At 40.0% G+C, this 19,791-nt stretch carries 16 protein-coding genes, 1 tRNA gene and 1 pseudogene; 2 read left to right on the top strand and 16 right to left on the bottom strand.

Going from position 1 to position 19,791, the window contains the following annotated elements; translation table 11 throughout:
- Positions 1-6: 6 nt before the first annotated feature.
- The gene (locus tag C3B51_RS09250; RefSeq protein WP_130244858.1) at positions 7-1,173 is read right to left on the bottom strand and encodes a nucleotide sugar dehydrogenase; all 1,167 of its coding nucleotides are present in this window, start codon (positions 1,171-1,173) and stop codon (positions 7-9) included.
- Positions 1,174-1,341: 168 nt separating this feature from the next.
- Between C3B51_RS09250 and C3B51_RS09245 the strand changes: the two are divergent.
- Positions 1,342-2,294, top strand: a pseudogene (locus C3B51_RS09245) (IS30 family transposase).
- Between the two features lie 44 nt (positions 2,295-2,338).
- Here the strand turns inward: C3B51_RS09245 and C3B51_RS09240 are convergent.
- From C3B51_RS09240 to C3B51_RS09170, 15 genes are all read right to left on the bottom strand, one after another.
- Entirely contained in the window at positions 2,339-3,763 is a 1,425-nt protein-coding gene (locus tag C3B51_RS09240; protein ID WP_125717059.1) for an oligosaccharide flippase family protein, read from the bottom strand.
- Positions 3,764-3,800: 37 nt separating this feature from the next.
- Positions 3,801-4,835 carry a TDP-N-acetylfucosamine:lipid II N-acetylfucosaminyltransferase gene (locus tag C3B51_RS09235; RefSeq protein WP_130244857.1) on the bottom strand — a complete coding sequence of 345 codons (1,035 nt, stop codon included), beginning with the start codon at positions 4,833-4,835 and terminating at the stop codon, positions 3,801-3,803.
- A gap of 24 nt (positions 4,836-4,859) precedes the next feature.
- A complete protein-coding gene (rffA, locus tag C3B51_RS09230) occupies positions 4,860-5,993 on the bottom strand; it encodes a dTDP-4-amino-4,6-dideoxygalactose transaminase (RefSeq protein WP_130244856.1) in 1,134 nt (377 codons plus the stop codon).
- On the bottom strand, positions 5,980-6,672 hold the full coding sequence (locus C3B51_RS09225; protein ID WP_130244855.1) for a GNAT family N-acetyltransferase: 693 nt from the start codon (positions 6,670-6,672) through the stop codon (positions 5,980-5,982). The genes rffA and C3B51_RS09225 overlap by 14 nt, the downstream gene beginning before the upstream one ends.
- Positions 6,669-7,544 (bottom strand): glucose-1-phosphate thymidylyltransferase RfbA, encoded by an 876-nt coding sequence (rfbA, locus tag C3B51_RS09220; RefSeq protein ID WP_125717055.1) that lies wholly within the window; start codon positions 7,542-7,544, stop codon positions 6,669-6,671. Before rfbA ends, C3B51_RS09225 begins: the two co-directional genes overlap by 4 nt.
- Positions 7,541-8,632 carry a dTDP-glucose 4,6-dehydratase gene (gene rfbB / locus C3B51_RS09215; RefSeq protein ID WP_130244854.1) on the bottom strand — a complete coding sequence of 364 codons (1,092 nt, stop codon included), beginning with the start codon at positions 8,630-8,632 and terminating at the stop codon, positions 7,541-7,543. The genes rfbA and rfbB overlap by 4 nt, the downstream gene beginning before the upstream one ends.
- Positions 8,633-8,707: 75 nt before the next feature.
- Complete coding sequence (locus C3B51_RS09210; protein WP_125717053.1) at positions 8,708-9,760, bottom strand: glycosyltransferase; 1,053 nt, start codon at positions 9,758-9,760, stop codon at positions 8,708-8,710.
- Positions 9,760-10,854 carry a glycosyltransferase family 4 protein gene (locus tag C3B51_RS09205; protein ID WP_125717052.1) on the bottom strand — a complete coding sequence of 365 codons (1,095 nt, stop codon included), beginning with the start codon at positions 10,852-10,854 and terminating at the stop codon, positions 9,760-9,762. The genes C3B51_RS09210 and C3B51_RS09205 overlap by 1 nt, the downstream gene beginning before the upstream one ends.
- Positions 10,855-10,860: 6 nt before the next feature.
- Complete coding sequence (locus C3B51_RS09200) at positions 10,861-11,742, bottom strand: glycosyltransferase (RefSeq protein ID WP_125717051.1); 882 nt, start codon at positions 11,740-11,742, stop codon at positions 10,861-10,863.
- Complete coding sequence (locus C3B51_RS09195) at positions 11,735-12,889, bottom strand: O-antigen ligase family protein (RefSeq protein WP_130244853.1); 1,155 nt, start codon at positions 12,887-12,889, stop codon at positions 11,735-11,737. The genes C3B51_RS09200 and C3B51_RS09195 overlap by 8 nt, the downstream gene beginning before the upstream one ends.
- 29 nt (positions 12,890-12,918) lie before the next feature.
- Positions 12,919-13,911 carry an exopolysaccharide biosynthesis polyprenyl glycosylphosphotransferase gene (locus C3B51_RS09190; RefSeq protein ID WP_125717049.1) on the bottom strand — a complete coding sequence of 331 codons (993 nt, stop codon included), beginning with the start codon at positions 13,909-13,911 and terminating at the stop codon, positions 12,919-12,921.
- 15 nt (positions 13,912-13,926) lie between these two features.
- On the bottom strand, positions 13,927-14,844 hold the full coding sequence (locus tag C3B51_RS09185; protein ID WP_130244852.1) for a Wzz/FepE/Etk N-terminal domain-containing protein: 918 nt from the start codon (positions 14,842-14,844) through the stop codon (positions 13,927-13,929).
- A 62-nt stretch (positions 14,845-14,906) separates the two neighbouring features.
- Positions 14,907-17,519: an SLBB domain-containing protein gene (locus C3B51_RS09180; RefSeq protein ID WP_125717047.1), complete on the bottom strand. Its 2,613-nt coding sequence runs from the start codon at positions 17,517-17,519 to the stop codon at positions 14,907-14,909.
- Positions 17,520-17,644: 125 nt separating this feature from the next.
- Positions 17,645-18,445 (bottom strand): DUF481 domain-containing protein, encoded by an 801-nt coding sequence (locus C3B51_RS09175; RefSeq protein WP_130244851.1) that lies wholly within the window; start codon positions 18,443-18,445, stop codon positions 17,645-17,647.
- 21 nt (positions 18,446-18,466) lie between these two features.
- Complete coding sequence (locus C3B51_RS09170; RefSeq protein ID WP_125717045.1) at positions 18,467-19,282, bottom strand: mechanosensitive ion channel family protein; 816 nt, start codon at positions 19,280-19,282, stop codon at positions 18,467-18,469.
- A 187-nt stretch (positions 19,283-19,469) separates the two neighbouring features.
- Here C3B51_RS09170 and C3B51_RS09165 point away from each other — a divergent pair.
- Positions 19,470-19,545, top strand: a tRNA-His gene (locus C3B51_RS09165).
- Positions 19,546-19,791: the final 246 nt, after the last annotated feature.

Genomic DNA, 19,791 nt, shown 5'->3' with positions numbered 1-19,791 from the left:
TTTATGCTAATCACTACCAAACAAATCTCTAGTGTACACCTTGCTTGCGACATCAGCTAATTCGTTGGACATTCTGTTGGAAATGATAACGTCCGAAACAGATTTTAACTCTTCAAGGGAGTGAGTTACCTTCGAGTGGAAAAACTCTTTTTCAGTAAAAGCTGGTTCGTAGATAATGACCTCAATACCTTTCGCTTTGATCCGCTTCATTACTCCCTGGATAGCCGAAGCTCTGAAATTATCTGACCCTGACTTCATCACCAACCGGTAAACACCCACAACCTTAGGCTGTCTTGAAATGATTGCATCCGCTATAAAGTCTTTTCTTGTAGCATTAGCATCAACAATTGCTCTGATCATATTATTCGGAACATCCTGATAATTCGCTAGCAATTGTTTGGTGTCTTTTGGTAAGCAGTAACCACCATAACCAAAAGAAGGGTTATTATAATGAGAACCGATACGAGGATCTAAGCAAACGCCCTCAATGATCTGTTTTGTGTCTAAGCCGTGAGATTCTGCGTAGCTATCCAACTCATTAAAGTAGGCGACACGCATGGCTAGGTAGGTGTTCGAAAACAGCTTTATTGCTTCGGCTTCTGTTGGGTCGCAAAAGAGAACTTCAATATTTTCTTTAAGCGCCCCTTGCTTCAGTAGATCTGCAAACACGCTTGCTCTGTCTGAACGTTCGCCGACAATAATTCTAGACGGATACAAGTTATCATGCAGAGCCTTCCCCTCTCGCAAAAATTCAGGCGAAAAGATCAGTTGCTGTGTATTAAAGCGCTCTTTGACCGATTCCGTATAACCAACAGGTACTGTTGATTTAATAACCATGACAGCATTTGGGTTTATTTTAAGAACGTCCTGAACGACACTCTCTACTGAAGCAGTGTTAAAGTTATTGGTTTCAGGATCATAGTCGGTTGGTGTGGCAATAATAACGAATTCAGCACCTTGAATAGCCTCAAGCTTATTAGTTGTAGCTTTAAACTCTAAAGTGGTGTCTTGAAGGTAGCTGGTTACTTCAGCATCTTCGATCGGAGAGATCCTGTTGTTAATCAACTCGACCTTAGCTTCATCTATGTCCAATGCAACTACTTGATTATGCTTTGCAAGTAATAAAGCATTTGATAATCCCACATAACCAGTTCCGACAACCGTAATCTTCATTCACAACCCACCCTAAAAAATTGTCAAGTAGTAATAATACCATAATTCACTGTACGACGTTAGCCTGATTTCAGATAATAAGTGCGACATTCATGGTAACGCGTAGAAGAGGAAGCCAACTACTGAAAGTGGTACGCTCTTCTCGCCAAAGAAACAAGCAGTACTACCATGAAATATCAGCAGTTGACCGAGGGCAGAAGATACCAGATTTCCACATTATTGGAAGTGGGTTGTTCAGCCTCTGAAATCGCCAAAAAAGTAAAATGCCATCGCTCCACCGTTTATCGAGAGTTAAGAAGGCATAGAATCAACGAGTCATATTGCCCTGATGCGGCGCACGTAATGGCTATAGGGAAACGCAAAACGGCACAGAAATACCGTATCCCTCAAAAACGAATCGACTTCATCCGAATACTACTGCAATCAGATTGGAGTCCGGAACAGATTTCAGCAGTATTAACGAGCGTTAAACAGCCTGTCAGTCACGAGTGGATCTATCGCTATGTTGCTGTTGATAAACGCAATGGCGGAAAACTCTATCGTCACCTACGTCAAGGGCATAAGCGATATAGACGAGGTAGAAATGACAAAGGCCCTACGATTTTAAATGCAATGTCAATTGATGGACGACCCGAAGTCGTGGAAGAGCGAACACGGCTCGGGGATTGGGAGATTGACACCGTATTAGGGAAGCAAGGAACTGGTGCTCTGGTCACTGTTTTGGAGCGAAAAACACGCTTCTATCTTGTCAAAAAAGCCGCATCGAAATCAGCGGAAGATGTTGCACAGGCAACTATAGAACTGCTTTCGCCTTATAAAAAGTACGTGCATACAATCACGGCAGACAATGGTGGCGAATTTGCCGCTCATGAACTCATTTCGGCCTCTTTAGAGGCAGATTTCTACTTCGCGCATCCTTACTCTACCCTTCCTGGGAGCGTGGGGCAAACGAAAATGCAAATGGTTTGCTGCGTCAGTATATAAAGAAAGGCACTGATTTGAGAGAAGTAAGTGATGCAGATGTTGAGTTCGCGATGTCGCGGATAAATTATCGACCGAAAAAGTGTTTGGGTTTTAAGCAGCCAGCTGTTGTATTCAAAGAAATGATGCAGGCCGCTTAATTTAGGTAAGAGTGTCGCACTTCAGAGTTGAATTCGGGAGTGCTTTAGCTAGCTTCTTTATCACCCCTAGTCTTAATCAGCTTTAAACAATAAACTAACTCTGTTTTAAAGCTAAAACATACACTCACTAAAACCGTCATCCAAAAAAGTAAGGTATATACAAAGTATTCCTTTCCGTAGAGAGTAGAGAAAACAGCTCCGAGCACCAGTATGCTAGTGTAAAAATATTGTAAACGGCGAGGGAACGGCATCCAAACCTTTGCAGAAAACTCAGTTCTTAATAAGAAAAAGCAGAAAAATGAGATGCAGGTACTCGCAGCCGCTCCAGCAGCACCATACATAGGGATAAAAACCAAACTCAAAATGATATTTAAGACAAATGAGAGTACAGCAGCCAACATTGCGAGCCCTGTTCTCTTAGCGACATTTATTCCAACAACGGTCGCCTCAGATAGAGTGTATAGCAGAGGGTAACCAAGGCAAGAAATCACAACCCATTGAACTTCTTTGTAATAGACTGGCAAAAATACAGGTACAACCCATGAAAGCAAACCGGCAAAGCAAAAAAGAACAATCACAATAAGTAATATGTACTTTTGAATCTCTTTTACCTTATTCAGATTTTGCCCTTCGGCAACCCATTTATATACCGTCGGCGCCCACACCGTCGAGAATATACTTTGAAAAATGGTCGCTGCAGCAGCGAAACTAACTGAAACAGAATAAAGGCCTAGCTCTTCCAGACCGGCTATTTTCTTTAGTAAAAACTTATCAATTGCTGTAAGCCCCCAAAAAGCAAGGGAGCCTAAGATCAAAGGAGCACCGTACTTTAATATCCTTTTACACAGGTCAAAATCAAAGTTAATTTTAAAAAGACTGAAAAACACCTCTTTCACTAAAAAAACTAATATAAAAAAAGTAAAAAGCTGTGAAAAAGCAGTAATTAGCACCAATTCATTTGCTTTGGGAGCTGGCAATACCGCAACTGCTATGAGTACAAATGAAATAAGAAAGAACTTAGGGGATATTTGTATAGCTGAAAAAGCAAGTGCTCGTTGCTCCATCCTTAGCGTAAGCGATAAAAACCTAGATAGGAATGACACGACAATAGAAAGTATAACAATAATAGTTAGAGTTGTACTTTCAATATTGAAGAGTAAAGTTGATAACCAACTCTCAGATATAAAGATAGAGGCGGAAAAAACAACAGACAACAGTAATAAGCCTGGAGCTAAGGCAGTAATGAGCAACTTAACCTTATCGTCAGACTCATGATACTCTCGAACATAAGCCTGATCTAACCCTAGGCTAAATAACATTACACTTAAGCTTAATGCAATATTATACATTGCAATACGGCCAACATCCTCAGGAGAGAAAAACCAAGTAATTAAAGGTAACGATATAAAGCCTAAAAGAGCACCTGCAACTGGGCCTATTGCAAACTGAGCAATTTTTTTAACATTCATAATTAATGATTACACTTAATAGTAGGAGTTACACATGCTAATCATTAAAAATACGGCTGAGCTGATTTAGATAATTATCCATAGAAAAGTATTTTTTGACCTTTTCTTCATTCTCAGTCAAAGTTTCTTTTTCTAAGCTATCAAACTCCGAAATTGCTTTCACATCCAGGCTCTGAGACTGGAAGAAGTCCCAGTGACTAGTTCCGCTTCTCAAATATACTGTTTTGCCTAGCCCAAGTAAGGTAATAATATTGCCCATTGCTTGCTGCCGATTATGGTTAAAAAACGCTATATCAATCTTACCAAGGAAAGATAAATATTCATCGAAAGGCATTAGCTCTGTGATAGGCTTGAACTTATCACCAAACCATTCTTGACCAACAGATATTACTTCTTCAGCATGGCGCCTATTCCCATAAGATAATGGCACATAGACTTTTATGTTACTGTCAGAAAAAGGACGCAACAATTCCAAAACTTCGAGATGGTTATTACTCGGATCGGCTGAGTTTCCCACTTGAATATTTATACTTTCATCAGAACGTTTAGGCAGCTCATAACTCCGGTACAAGTTACTTAAATACATTAAGCATTCATGATAGGACCCCTGTGCCTGATATTGTGCTCTCGCAATTTCTATATCACCGGGGACATAGGTCACTAAATGCCCTATCCTTTTAATCACTGATTTTTTAATTCGTTCTTTTATTTTCCAAAAGAAACCAACTTTTTTTGACTGAAAAGTGTATAGGTCCCCACCCCAAATAAACCAGTAACACTTACTCAACACCCAAGGACAAAGGAATAAAATATAAATCAGCTTTAGATCAAAGAGCCCATGAATAATAACCCGCTCGGCACGATGAATTTTTATCAACGTCAAAACTAAACGCTTTATCTTTAAGTAAGTTGAGCTATCCGAAACAAAAACATTGCTTGCTTTTAAAGCGTCTTTTGAAGCAATCCCTTCTGAGATTAGGAAATGATGTTCATCAAATTTAAAGTTATCTTCTATCAGCTCTATAAAAGGGAAGATAAACTTATCCCCCGATGAAATATGTAAAACTCTCACTTACTCTAATCTCAATACACGTTATTACTTGGAATTCTCAAAAAAGCTACTAACGGATTTAATAACTGTTGATTGCTGTTCACTAGACATATTATAGAAAAGAGGCAGCCTTACTAATCTCTCGCTTTCTAAAGTAGTATATTTATCTTCTCCAGAGAATTCACCTAGCATAAGCCCTGCGGGACTAGAATGAAGAGGAACATAGTGGAAAGGAGCTGTGATACCTTCACTTTTCATAAATTTGATGAAGTTAGATCTTTGTTCTTTATCATCAAGTTTAATATAAAACATATGCGCATTATGTTGGCAATCCTCAGGTACAAAAGGCAACGATGACTTTGGAAGCACTTGAGACAACTCGTCATAATATCTTTGCCAAATAGACAATCGCTTCATGTTTATATCTTCAGCTGACTCTAATTGAGCAAACAAGAAAGCCGCTTGTAACTCACTAGGCAAAAAGCTAGAACCAATATCTTGCCATGTATATTTATCAACAAAACCACTAAGAAACTGGCTTCTGTTAGTGCCTTTTTCTCTTATAATTTCTGCTCTTTCAATCAATTCCTTTGAATTAATCAGAATTGCGCCACCTTCACCACCTGACGAATAGTTCTTTGTTTCGTGAAAGCTGAAACAGCCAATATGACCTATCGTACCTAAAGATCGCCCTTTGTACTTTGACATTACCCCTTGCGCTGCATCTTCTATGACCCACAAGTTATGTTTTTCTGCAATTTCCAAAATCGCGTCCATATCACAGGATACGCCAGCATAATGCACCGGCACAATTGCTTTTGTTTTGGCTGTGATAGCTGAAGCTATTAATTGCGGATCTACGTTCATTGTTAGCGGATCAATATCAACAAACTTTATTTTTGCCCCCCTAAGTGCAAAAGCATTTGCTGTTGATACAAACGTATAGGATGGCATGATCACTTCATCGCCATCTTTTAAATCTATCAGCAATGCTGCCAGCTCTAAAGATGCTGTACATGAGGGAGTTAACATTGCTCTTGGCGTAACAAAATGCTCCTCAAACCATTGTTCACATTTTTTCGAAAAAGGACCATCGCCGCATAGTTTTCCTGACTCGATAGCTTTTCTTAAATAGTCTAGTTCACACCCCAGACTTGGTGGTAAATTAAAAGGGAGCATGCTTATAAAACCAATATGAAATATTTTGAATTGTAAAGTTCGACTTACTGTAAAGCAACATCGCTAGGCGATTGCTTGACTGAGTCGCTACCGATAATAGAGTGGCGTTACTTAATGCACCATACGCTTCCGCAAGCGATATGAGCTTCTTGCCAATACCTTGACCCTGAAATTGTTCATTTACGCCAATTAGGCCTATTTTGGCAACATCACCGTGAATTTTGACAGAAACGAAACCTTTGATTATGCCGTTATCTTGAATTGTTAAACAGACATCATCAAACTCGCCGTTTACAGCCTTACGGATCCACAGAGAATAGAATGCATCTCTCTCACTCGGTGAAAACCACGGCATTCTGAAACGGCTTTGGCTATACAAACCCGAGCAAAGCGCTTCCAATTTTTCAATATCCGACTGCTTTGCTTTGTATTTTTCAATAGAGAGTTTTGTATCAACAGGCCCCAACCTTTTTATGAAGCTAACTTCACCTTCACATAGTTGAAACCCCAAATTATTAAGTCTATCAATGCCAGCATAATCATCCCCCTCTATTTTCGCGGTGATCAATGCTCCAGGCTCTGCTTGCTGATTACTTTCCGTACCATCGAGTTTTAAAGTATAAATTGGTTTGCCAAAAAACTCACTATCCCAACTATTTTTAGTCAAGTTTAGTTTCATCTTTCAATTAAACTCTTTAAATAGGTTCCATAATCATTTTTACTAAACTTTTTCGCCCTTGACTCAAGCTCTTCTGTTGATAACCATCCATTATTAAAGGCAATCTCTTCTAGACACGCTATCTTATAACCCTGTCTTTTTTCTATGGTTTCAACAAATGCTGACGCTTCAAGTAGGCTTTCATGTGTACCTGTATCCAACCACGCAAACCCTCGGCCTAAAACTTCGACATTTAACATCTCTTGCTTTAGATATAGCTCGTTTAGACACGTGATTTCTAACTCGCCACGTTTAGATGGCTTTACTTGCTTGGCCAACTCAACTACAGAGTTGTCATAAAAATACAAACCCGTTACGGCTAAGTGAGACTTCGGCTTTAAAGGCTTCTCTTCTATTGACACAGCCTTATTATTTTCATCAAACTCGACGACACCAAACCTTTCTGGATCTTTAACCTCGTAACCAAAGACCGTTGCTCCATTGCCCTGCTCAGCATTTGCCACAGCCCTTTTCAACTTTGGTGAAAAACCCTGCCCATAGAAAATGTTGTCTCCTAAAACAAGGCACACACTATCCGAACCAATAAAATTCTCGCCAAGAATAAACGCTTGCGCCAAACCATCAGGAGAAGGCTGGATTGTGTAACTCAGCTCGATGCCAAACTGCGAACCATCACCTAATAAGCGCTTAAATGCATCTGAATCTTCAGCAGTAGTGATAATTAATATCTCTCGTATTCCAGCCAACATAAGCACAGATAAAGGGTAGTAAATCATTGGCTTATCATAAATAGGAATTAACTGCTTAGAGACTCCCATAGTGATAGGATAAAGACGGGAACCTGACCCCCCTGCTAAAATTATACCTTTCATTTTAAATCCTTATTATCGAAGACACCAAGCCGCTCTCTTTGATAATTGCCAGACTGAACATTTAAACACCACTGTGTATTATCCAGATACCATTGTACGGTTTTTCTCAAGCCAGACTCAAAGCTCTCTTCTGGAACCCAATTCAACTCTCGCTGCATTTTGCTGGAATCTATTGCATATCTACGATCATGGCCAGGCCTATCAGCAACGAAAGTAATTTGCTCAGAATATTTATTTTGCTTTGGTTTTAACTCATCCAGTATCTTGCATATGGCCGAAACAACTTCAATATTTCGTTTTTCATTGTGGCCACCAATATTATATGTCTCTCCAATGCGCCCCTGAGTTACAACTTTATATAGTGCTTTTGCATGATCTTCAACAAACAGCCAATCCCTGATTTGATCTCCTTTACCATATACAGGTAAGGGTTTCCCGTCTAACGCATTCAAGATCACCAAAGGAATTAATTTCTCTGGGAAGTGGTAAGGTCCATAATTATTGGAGCAATTAGTAATAATAACAGGTAAGCCATAGGTTTTATGCCAGGCCTTGACTAAATGGTCGCTTGAGGCTTTACTTGCTGAATATGGACTACTAGGTGCGTACGCCGTCGTCTCTGTGAATAATGGCAACACCTTATCTTCTTCAACATCATCAGGGTGAGGTAAATCACCAAATACTTCATCAGTTGAGATATGATGAAATTTGAAGCTTTGTTGCTTAGCTTTATCTAGCCCTAGCCAATACTCTCTTGAGACTTCTAACAGGTTGTACGTGCCAACGATATTAGTTTGAATAAACTCAGAGGGCCCAGTTATAGACCTATCTACATGACTCTCTGCCGCCAAGTGCATTACAACATCAGGCTTAAAAGAAGAAAACAATTGCTCAATTTGACCCCTATCACAGATATCGACTTGCGCAAATTGATATCTTGGATCTGGCTCAACTTCAACTAAAGACTCTAAGTTGCCAGCATATGTTAATTTATCAACATTCAAAACTTCATCTTTAGTGTTGGCAATAATATGTCTAATTACAGCAGATCCAATGAAGCCTGCTCCACCTGTGACTAATATTTTCACGTAAAACCTCTATAAACTTTAACTAGCTGTATACGCCCTAAAACAAGCGTACACTACGCCAATGGCAATTCAACATTACACCTTATTGTTAAGCAATTTGCCAATGGAGTGACTATATTGCTTCACCACGTCTGTTAAGTTAAGGGCTGCAACGGAGCCCTTCAACTCACTTTCATTGTCATTTAGGCCACGGAAACGCTTGATCGCTTCCTCCAACCCCTCTAAATCGCCAACTGGATATATAAAGCAATTCTTATAAACGCTCTTTAACTTTGTTTCCTGATAAGAAACACCTAACAGTTCAGCTGGGCCAGTTTTACAATTTGACGTTATAACCGGTACACCTAAGGCGAGAGACTCTACTAAACAATTTGGAAAGCCCTCTGTTTCAGATGCTAAGAGCATGGCTTTGGCGTTTCTGATATACGGGTAAGGGTTATCCACAGAACCAGTAAACTTCACTCTGCTATCCATCCCCAGCTCTTTCACATGACTTAAGAGTGTATGATACTCCTCACCGTCACCAACGACCAGCAAGTTTTCTTTTGTTTCTGTTTTCTTAAGAACATCAATAATGTCATTTATTCTCTTTGACTTAATAAGTCGACCCACAACGACAAAATAATCATCAAAATACAACTGAACATTCTTTTCGGCTAGAGCCTCATACTTTTCTAGATCATGAGGATTATATATTGCTTCTACACAGCCAGGCTTACCTAAAAAGCATTTGGCTTGGTTCGCCATTTCTTTCGATACACAAATTACACTATGAGCAGAGCCGTATAACTTCTTTATAAAGACTTCAATTTTAGAGCCTTCGAAACGCTCAAAGCTGCTATGACAAACAATCTGAGACTTATAATTAAATAGCCGGCACAAGAACACATTCAACATATTTGGAAAAAGTAGGTGAGACTGTACAACATCTGGTTTAACTTTAACTAATGTCCAAATATATCTGAAAACAGCAAAAAATTTCCAAAATCTACTGGTAGAGTTACCTTTTAAATAAAGATAGTAAACATCTAACTCGTTCTCTTCTTTTAACCCACCATATAGACTATTGAATACTTTTTCAGCCCCCCCTCCACTACTTGAGTTAATTATCATTAACAGCTTGTTCATCACTCACCATTATAGTTTTGCAAGTACTGTTTACACATACGCTCAAGACTAAAGTCTCTTGTTAGCTTATTGTACTGTTCACTTACAATCGCTTCGCGTTGATTTTTTGATTCTACTAACACTTTAAATCGCTCTTGCAGTTCTTCAGCAGTACTGAACAAGATATGCTGAGATACACTAGGCTCCAGTATCAAGCTGTGAGCAGGAATATCCGACAGTAGGATAGGTAACTTAGAAGCCATCGCTTCCAAGACAGAAATAGGCAGCCCCTCTTCTCTTGAAAGTGAAAGAAATATATCTGAAGAAACTAGTAACTCATTAATATCTACAACCTTTCCTAGAAAGTTAATAGATACATTGCCACTCGCCAAGTCACGTACCTTTTCCATATATTCAGTGTCTTCCACTGCACCGGCAATAGAGAATTCAAAGTTTTTACTTGGGAATGTTTTATTAAGATAATGTACTACGTACTCTAGCTTGTCATATCCCTTTCGATATTTTACGTTACCAACAAGCACCACCTTAACCGGTTCACCTAATGTTAGGTCACCTTTTGTCTTGAAGTTAGAGATATCTACAGAATTCTCTATGACACGAAATTTTTCTCCAAAATCTCGTGTAAACCTGTCTATATCCTGCTTTGAGACGCCAACGATTTTATCTGCAGTTTTATTGATCAAGTACTTATGTATTGCACCGACAAACCTATTGAGAAAGCCATTTCCATAGTAAAAGTCATATGAATTTCTTAAACTAACTAGATATGTAAAGTCTTTTTTCAAAATCCCCGTATACAACAGGAATGAGAACAGTAAGTCAGCTCCTTTTAGTTGACTCTGTACAACATCGACACGTTCATTTTTAATGAGCCTTGGCAACATAAAAATAGATTTAATAAAACCCAGTAATGGTGCACTTTCTTCAGTAAGTTGCACCACTTCACGGTTTTCCCAAAAATCCTCTTGGACATTGTTATGAGCCCAAAGCAATACAACCTTAGAATCTACAAAACCTTTGTCTACCATTCTTCTTATTGAGGCCTCAGCCCCACCTACTCCATTCGAGTTTAGAAGATATAAAACTTTCATCATTGCTCTCTATTTATTACTTAGCTTAGCTATCATGTTTTTAAAGCTAAAAGCGAAATTACCTAAAGTTGAATGCTTTATCATAAAATAAAACGCTCTCTTACCTTGTGAAGTACCGAGCAGAGAAATGACAAGCCAGATGGGGATTTTTTGCCCTCGATTAACCAAATCACTAAACAACCAAAAGTGAACTTTGCCATCAAGTTTATCTATATGCTTTGCAAGAAACTGCTGAGCTCCTTTAGCAGTTCTCGTTCCAGTAGTGATCCGAGCCCGATTAGGGTCTACGTTGACCCGGTACAAAGACTTACCCAATTTTAGTAGCTTCTTATTTGATGTGTAAGCAAGTCTTAACCAACAGTCATAATCCTGCCAAGCAGTCATTTCCTCATCAAAAGCGACTTTTTTCAATCTAGAGGCTTTAGTAAAGACCTGATTACCAACATAATTTCTTTCCGTCAGGTCAATTGGGTTGTACTCTGTTGTACGATGTTCAAAGCGCGTTGAGTTAACTCCAAAAATAGAATATGAAGCACACAGGAAAGCGTAGTTATCGTCCCAGTGTTTTATATACTCACTAATACAATCTGCTTCCATGAGGTCGTCGTCATCAAGCCCTGTTATAAACTCGCCTTGCGCACTTGATATTGCCCGGTTTCTGGCATTACAAGCACCTTGTGCTTCTTCATTGACAAGAAACTTAACTCTCTTATTGGCCTTTGATAACTCCGTTAAGAATGATACTGACTCAGGGCATATACCATCAAGAACAACAATCAACTCAATATTAGAATAATCTTGCTTTAGAACAGAATCGACAGCGGCTTTTAACTCTTTTGGCCGCTTATGTGAGGGTATATATATACTTACTAAACTGTCGTTACTAGACATTTTTAGTCCCTAAGTTTATTTTGAAGACAAATGGAAACGCAAGAAACAATACCCAATAAGGGTAAACCCACATTTCGTTTGAAATGGATAAAAAACAAAAAATGACAATTAAATATCTTACACCTCTTGTCTTGGCTTTGAAAATTAGAGCCAGGATACAAGAAGCAATAATAGAAGAAACAATCAGGCCATGATCAACTAATAGAGCAAGCCAACCATTGTGAGGTTGCACATAGCGCATATCCTGCGCAAGCAAACTCCTAACACCGGTAATTCCCTGGCCAAGGAAGGGGCTATCATAAAAACCATTGATAGCTAGATTCCACATCGTTAACCTCTGAGAGAATGTAGAAAGCTGCTCAAAAAAAGACAATACCGTCAACAGGCCAAATAATAAAACAACTATAAAACCAACATTAAATAGCACCCTTAGCTTCAACTTAATAAAGGCAATCCTAACGAGCAATAAGAAACAAATCATCATTACCGTTTTAGAGCCTGAAGCGAACAGTGTAAAGGCAAATAAAGATAGACAGATAATAGTGAATAAGTTCTTAGGCCGTGTTTTTGAAACAACATAAATGGAAAAAACCATAAGCAATGAAGTATAGTTTGGGTCGTGTGCGTAGCCTGCTGGCCTAACCCCTAAAATCGACAGCTCATCTTGGAAAGCTTCTCCTGTCGAACCTGCCGAAACAAATGGCAAATCACCCACTAGCACTTGATAAATCGATGAAAATGACAAAAACAAGCTTGAAAAAATCAAACTATTTAAGAACACCTTATTGTCTAAATAGTCCCGATTTAAGAAAAGGTAAAGAACCATTAAGAAATTATAGCAATACAAGATCAAAACATTTTTATAGACAGAGTTATTTTTTGATAAATCCGAGTTTAGCCACGCAAGTTGATCTTGGATTATAATAATAACCAACAATAAAAACGCTATTAAAGCAGTTAGCGGAAGAAAATAGTTATCATTTTTTACTTTTACTATAAAAGCGACAAAGAAGCCTAGAATTAAAACAGGTAAAACGATAAAACGAATGTCAAAACCTAGTGAAAAGGTTCGATTGTAAATAGAAAAAACAGCCAACACTATAAATAGCGCACTTATAAACTGGTTTAACTTTACTTTTTCTAACAATGATGACATAGCGTGGGGGAACTAGTTTACTAGCGCCCCATCCCAAAAATCACAACTTTTACAGTTTTCAAAAGGATTTTCAGATCCAAAGAAGTACTATGGTGCTTAATATAATACGTATCATACTTATGCTTCCAAATAGCATCTTCTAGAGACTCACCATAAGGAAAGCACACTTGAGCCAAACCTGTAATGCCAGGCTTCACAGCGTGTCTAAAGCGGTAGTATGGAATCTCTTTTTCCAGGTTTTCTATGAAAAACTCTCGTTCAGGTCTAGGACCTACAATTGACATTTCACCCCTCAATATATTAATAATTTGAGGTAATTCATCAATTCTTGTTTTTCGTATGAATTTACCGACCTTAGTTACACGAGAGTCATTTTTTTTAGCCCACTGAGCACCAGAGGCTTCAGCATCCTGAGCCATCGAGCGAAACTTAATTACTTCAAACTCTTCATTGTACAAACCGGTGCGCTTTTGTTTATAAAAAATTGGCCCTTTACTTTCTACTTTAATTAAAATCGCAGTGAGTAATGCAATGGGTAAAGTCAAAATCAATAGTATCAAAGCCACGACAATGTCTACCACGCGTTTTGCAATTTGAGTACGCTTGGTAGATAAGATAGAAAACGCTTTTTGGTGAAGGAAATAACCACTGGCCAGCAGTTTAACCTCTGTATACCCCAAACGTGCATCCAAGTAGCTCACCAAAGGTTCAACCCAAGCCCCAACTTCAGTTGCACTTACTAAAAAATTGCGATGCTCTATCGAGAGTAGTGCGCTTTCATAATGGCAAATAACTTTGCGAGTCAAGTCATTAATTGAATAATCATTAATTATGATCTCAAATGAATAACTCTCGGCAAGTGATCGGATCTCCTCTACCCTGGATTCCGGGCAATAGACATATATCACTTTCTGTCTCAATACTTGAGACTGAGATCTAAAGCGTTTCTTGATACTAAGTTTGTTTAAACTGGTCACCTTATCCATACTCATTCTATTTACAGTTGAAGACATAAACGCCTCAGCTCCTTAGCCTCGCTTTCTAAGATAATAACGAAGCGCTACAATAACAAATGCAACCATAAAACCTAACATTGTTATAAGTATACATATCAGGGCTCGTTTTGGTCCGCTCTTCAACTCAGGTACGATCGCAGGATCAATGGTCTTGAAAACATACTCTTCACGTACTTCAGCAAACATTTTTTTCTTTGTCTGCTCTTCAATTAGTGCGTACAAAACAGACTGTATATCGGCAATACTCGTCTTCCTAAGTTGGCGATTTAAGTAGTACATGCTTTTATCGGCTTCTTCGATTGTTTCTAACTTCATTTCTGAATTAATCGACTTAACCAACAGTTCCAACCACTGTTTAGCAATCAGTGGAGAAACATGCTCAATAGTAATTCTAATCAGGCCGGCTTCCTTTTCCTTTGTTATTGTTAACAAATCTCGGAACTCAACGTAAGCCTCCTGCATTGATGGTTGAGGAGAATAGGGCGCTTTAACGTCGCGCACCCATTTTTCCTGCTCTGCAAGATATATGCTCTCATCATATATTAGAGTATTACTGGCTTTATCCCACTTTTTAGCAGCCATTAAGTCTGGTAAAAGTTCATATTCAGAAATAAAGTCACTGATGAAACGCCGTGACTTCATGATCTCAATCGCCAAATCGACCTTTTCGTTCCCCCCGGGAAGGCTCAAACCAGCAAGTCCAGCCATACCGCCAAGCTGCCCTGTCAAGCCAGCCAACCCTCCTGATGACTCGTCATCAGCAGGGGCCACAAGCACGTGGCTCTTATATACATTCGGCAAGCTTAAAGAAAATAATACGGCACCGATGGCAAACACCGTAGTCAGGAGCACTATCGTCCACTTACCTTCCCAGATGATTTTTACCAATTCACGAAGGTCAATATCATCTTCTTTTGTTATCTGACTCATATTTCACTACAACTATCGTTTGATATTTATTACCTAAATTAACACTCGACTGTAGACAACGGCTACAAGCTCGAAATTGCAGCTAATGCTACACCAGCTTGATACAGTATCTGTGTTGTCGTACTCCAGAGGGTTAAGTTATCCATATGTGAAGAATCAAGTGGTACAACAATGGTATCGCCCGGAGACAGTTTATTTTGACTGTTTACTGCAAACCACCCGCTACTTTGTGGAACAAATACAGCACCATTTGACTTAATAACGTAGATACGATCTTCATCTGCTCTTGCTTTTGTGCCGCCACTGAGTGCCAGATAGTCATTAATGTCAAGGTTAGGCTTAAACAAGTGTGAAGATGCGTAGTTCACCTCTCCGATAATTGAGACAGAGTCTTGTTTACCTGGAACTATCAACTTATCCCCATCTTGTAGAATTAGGTTTTCTTTCCCTTGCTTTATATTCTGTAAATCAATAACCAGTCGGCCCACAGCACGAATTCTCGAAAGATCTTTGAGCAAGCTATTCATGTCTGTGTAGCTCATTGAGGTATTAACGCCAACAGACTTTTGGAAGCTCATCGCAGCAATTTCTTTACGCAGCTCTTGAGATAATTTCTTAAATTGTGCTTTCTCAAGCTCCCGTATCGATTCTCGAGTGAATATGGCTGCACTGGCTTGCGCATACTCAGTCAGGCCACCGGCACGCACAAGCAGGTTTTGCAAAGTTTCGCCCCGCTTAACAGTATAGGTACCTGGGAATTTAACTTCGCCCTCGAGGTGGACTGTATATGTATTCAACCAATTTGGTTTTTTCAGAATATGCAATGTGTCTTTGCTTTGTAAAGCAAAGCTATGACGTTCGCTGGTCAGGTTGACGTCGATATAATCCAATCCAACTTGTTCTGCAAAACGTGTAACACCAGCACGGGTTTCATGAGCAGACTCAAGTAGTCCACCGGCTGCCGATAAAGCATCACTGAGGCTTGCATCTGCATTTAGCGGGTAAATGCCAGGATACTTTACTTCACCTTTGATCTCGTAAACTGCCAAAGGCTCATCATTACTTGCTTGATACTGTATTTGCTCAAGAATCGGCTCCAACAAGGTGTGGCGGCTGAACATCGCATATTCAACCTCTTCCTCTTCAACCAACTCCTCAGGAATTTCAAAGCTAGTCAGATCAGGAAAAGTTTCGTCAAGACTCGTTACTTTATCTTCGAATTGTTTGTACTCGTACTCGTGCCATAGCTTCACTTTTTCCTGAAGCTTTTTTTGCTCCACAGTGAGTGCCATATCACGCAGAGCAAGCGCTTCATCACTTTCCTCTTCAAAGCGGCTAAATACATAAATTTTATCACCCTGCTGGAGGGTCAAATCATCATTTAAAATAATATCCGATATAGAGAATTGAATAACTTCGATATTACCCAGCTTAGACTTTTCTCTTACTACTAAACCATAGCTGAGGTCTGCTTGCGGCAGCAGGTCAGATTTAACATCGTTAATTAAGGCCCGGAGCGTGAAGCCATCATACCATTGGTAGTTACCCGGGCGCGCAACGGCCCCGATCAAAGTAACCGAATTTTGAACAATACTATTTACTTTTTGCACCTTAAGGTGATCACCACCTTGTGGCTGATAGGATAGCTCAGGGGCTGTAAAGTCAACAGATACGGCGACACTTTTCTCACCTTTGTGAATACGCGTCACCTGAACTTTGCTTAAATAAGCATTTTCATCAAAGCCACCAAACATGTTTATGAGGTCTTCAACGGTATCATCTTCTTTCAGTTCAAAAATACCAGGTCTTTTAACCAACCCCTCAACTTTCAGCTGTGGTCCTACAGACGGTATAAAAACCACGTCACCTGATTGCAAGTTAATATCGTTGCTACTATCGCCTTTTAATAACAGGTCGTATAAATCAAGTTCAGTGACAACTTTGCCACGCCTTTTAACTTGAATGTTACGCAATGAGGCAATATCGCTTAAGCCACCACTGGAAAATATAGCATGGGTCACTGTTGACAACGGGCTAAGTGCATAAGAACCGGGTTTGTATGCTTCACCTACAACCAAAATACGCATAGTTTGCAGCTTTCCAATGGCAACAAAGGCTTGAATACCAATAGCTTCTTTTTCAACCTTCATTTTTACGAGCTTTTTGACCTCAGCGTACGTTAGGCCGGCAACCTGGACAGGGGAAAACTTCGGAATAGTAAGGCGCCCCTCATTGTCAACTTCAAGCTCGTAGGATGCACTCTCTTTACCATATAGAGTAACGAGCAATCTATCACCTAAACCAATGATGTAGTCACTCGGCACCGATACCTTTTCGGTCGGCATAAAGGTTGTAGGCTCACCAGCGAATAACTCGTAACCGAATGGTTTTAGCTCCTCGACGACAGGCTTCAATCGCTCTTCTTCAGAAACTAGCTCGTCAGTCTTTTCATTTCTGGGTAAAACGGTTTTCTGATTGCTCTGTGTTGAAAGCTCGCTATCATCTGTTTCAAGGTCCAGAGAAGAAAGGTCAATACCATACTGCTTTGCCAACGCCTCTTGCTGCGCTTTGGGCAGTTTCTTAAACTGCTCTATTTGTTCAGCCGATGGCGTAAACGCCAACGAGCAAACACTATAGCTAAGTACGATTAATGCAAAAATACGTCTAAAAAGCATTGCGGGATGACTTCCAAAGTAGTGTTGTTTAAAAAGATTGGCTATTTTACACGAAAATTAAAGAATAGAAAAAGGGACTTTCGCCCCTTTACGCAATTTATTTGTCAATTTGATGAACAGCTTTGTTAAAAGCTGTAAACTAGCGTGAGAGATGTTTCCGTATCGGTATTTTCCTTGTCTTCGTCCACTGTTGAGTTATGAGTAATATTGTACGCCACCTTCATTTGTAGCGAGCCGTTGATCTTGGTCATCAGTGCTGACTCTGACACAGTTTTAGTGTTGGTATCGCCATATTCCACACCAACTACCTGAGTAAAACGCGCGTTATCCGACACTTGCCACTCGAAATCAACTTTAGCAACGCCAATCACTTCACTCTCGGTCGTTCCTGCAAGTGGGTTACCATTTTCATCAAGCTCGGTGCTGTCATCCTGATATTCAAAGCGCTTCATACCAGGGCCGATTTCTGCATCTAGGTACATAGTATCGAGATTAAGCAGACGCAGGCCATAACCTACGGATACAACCGTTTCACTGCGATAAGCACCAAAGTAATCAGAATCGTAAGCACCATAAATAAACAGGTGACTATGGTCTTCGTTCAGCTTGTAGTTGCCCTGCATAGAGACAGAATACTTTTCGTTGGTGCGCTCACTAACTCGCTCACCATCTTCATTTTCAATTTCATCTTCTTTGTAGATACCGTCCAGCTTATACTCATTTCGCCAGTTTTTAAGGTGGTGCTTGGCCTTGAGTGCGCCCTTAAGTGTCGTGGTTTCAGTATTACCACTGGTAATAATGGCCCCGACCTCACTGGTGATATCCCAGGTTTTTTGCTGTTTTGGCTTCTTTGCAGGAGCTTCTTGTGCAGCAACATTCGAGCTGATGGCTGCCAATACGCACAGAGATAAAAGTTGTAATTTCATTGCCTATAAACCTGTCATTAATTAGTCTTTGTGAAGGTGAACATCCATCTGCGGGAATGGAATTTCGATATTAGCGTCGTCTAATGCTAATTTTATATTCTCAACAAGGTCAAAGTAAGTCGGCCAGTAGTCTGATGTTGCAACCCAGGGGCGCACAACAAAATTAACACTGGAATCTGCCATTTCTAATACGGCGACCGTATAAGCTGGCTCTTTAAGGATCCGCGGTTCTTTGTCCAGCACGGATTTTAACACATTTTTCGCTTCCCGGAGATCCGCTCCATAGCTCACCCCGATAACCAAATCGATACGACGTGTTTTTTCACGAGAGTAATTGACGATCGCACCAGACATAATCGCCGAGTTGGGCATAATGATGACTTTGTTATCTGGCGTTCTCAATTCAGTTGAGAAAATCTCGATGCGCTGCACGCTGCCCGCCTTTCCTCCAGCCTCGATATAGTCACCAGACTTAAAGGGACGAAGAATAATGATCAAAACGCCTGAGGCGAAGTTCGATAAAGAACCCTGCAAGGCCAGGCCGATTGCCAGGCCGGCGGCACCCAGAATTGCCACAAAAGAGGTCGTTTCTATGCCAACCTGAGACAGCGCCATCAACAACGTCGCGGCAAACACAATGCTGTAAGCAATGTTACCAACAAACGCGCCAACTGCCTTATCCACTTTGCGTTTACTAAACGCTTTTTCCGTCAGGTTTGCTGCAAGCTTTGCCAGCTTCATACCAATGAAGAATATGATTAGGGCCAGCAGCCCCTGAAAAAGGTGGTGTATAATAAGAGATGAGTTATCATCAACCCAATGAACAATCGTTTCCATAGTGACTCCTGTAAGCACTTGAGTGAGATAGCGGGGCGATTTTACCCTGCCAGTATGAATATTAGCTGTACAACTTAGGGATACTCAACGAACTTCTTTGAGATTTTTTTCAATTTAACCCTTTGCAAAGTCCACGTTTTTATGTATTATGCGCGCCACACCAACAAAGGTGTTCTTATCTTTTGTGGCGGCTGTAGCTCAGTTGGTAGAGCCCCGGATTGTGATTCCGGTTGTCGCGAGTTCAAGCCTCGTCAGTCGCCCCACTTCTTTCCTCTTCTGTATCTTAATTCACTTAACTTATTTAAAAAATCCGCTCTAGTATTTTTCTGAAATTAACTAATACCAATTTGCTTAATTAAGTGTTCTATTTTGAGGCGAGAAAATATGTTCGATAACACCGCTCACGCGTCCTGCTATCGCTGAGGTACCTACGTCCATGTAGGCAAGGCAAAAATTTTGCTATTTAGTTGTTCTAAATGAGAAATTTTTAACACAGTTAGCGTCATATT

The organism is Pseudoalteromonas rubra (assembly GCF_004212645.1).
GTDB classification, from domain to species: Bacteria; Pseudomonadota; Gammaproteobacteria; order Enterobacterales; family Alteromonadaceae; genus Pseudoalteromonas; species Pseudoalteromonas rubra_G.
This window is presented reverse-complemented; position numbering and strand designations above follow the sequence as displayed.